Consider the following 594-nt stretch of genomic DNA (forward strand, 5'->3'; position numbering starts at 1 on the left):
CGGGTGCCTGCTCGCCCGCGGTGTAGAGCTCGCCGGCCCTGCGGGCGATCAGGGCGGCGCCCATGCCGTCGACGACGATGTGGTGGTAGCGCTGGTACCAGAGCACGTGGTCGTCGGTGAGCCGGAGCACCGCCTGGGCGAACAGCGGGCCGCCGGCGAGGTCGGCGGGCCGGTCGCGGTCGGCGTCCATCCAGGCGGCGGCCGCCCGGTCCGGGTCGGTCTCGCCCCGGAAGTCGAGGACGGGCACGTCGACGGGGGTCCGTACGACCGTCTGCCGCGGCTCGTCCCGGTCGGCGGTGACGCGGACGTGCAGGGCCTCGGCCTCCTCGACGGCCCGGCGCGCCGAGGCGGCGAGGCGGCCGGGGTCGACGGCGCCGCGCAGTTCGAGGACGAAGGCGAGGGTGTGGACCGAGCTGTCGGGCTCGATCTGCTGGGCGAGCCAGATACCGGACTGCGCTCCGGTCAGGGGCCACGGCGCGGACCCGGTGGTCCGGTCCGACTCGGCGTCAGGCATCGTAAGAAGGACCCTTCCTTGATGTGCGTCGGTGAGCGGCCGTGAAGGTGCGGACCGGTGCGGCGGGGGGGGGGGGGGGG

General features: G+C 75.8%; 1 protein-coding gene. It reads right to left on the minus strand.

Annotated features, from left to right (window positions below; translation table 11 throughout):
• Positions 1-514, minus strand: a 514-nt coding sequence (locus B7767_RS39405) for a condensation domain-containing protein (RefSeq protein ID WP_143652910.1), incomplete at its 3' end; no start/stop codon positions are given.
• Positions 515-594: the final 80 nt, after the last annotated feature.

Source organism: Streptomyces sp. 13-12-16 (assembly GCF_002114215.1).
In the GTDB taxonomy this organism is placed as follows: domain Bacteria; phylum Actinomycetota; class Actinomycetes; order Streptomycetales; family Streptomycetaceae; genus Streptomyces.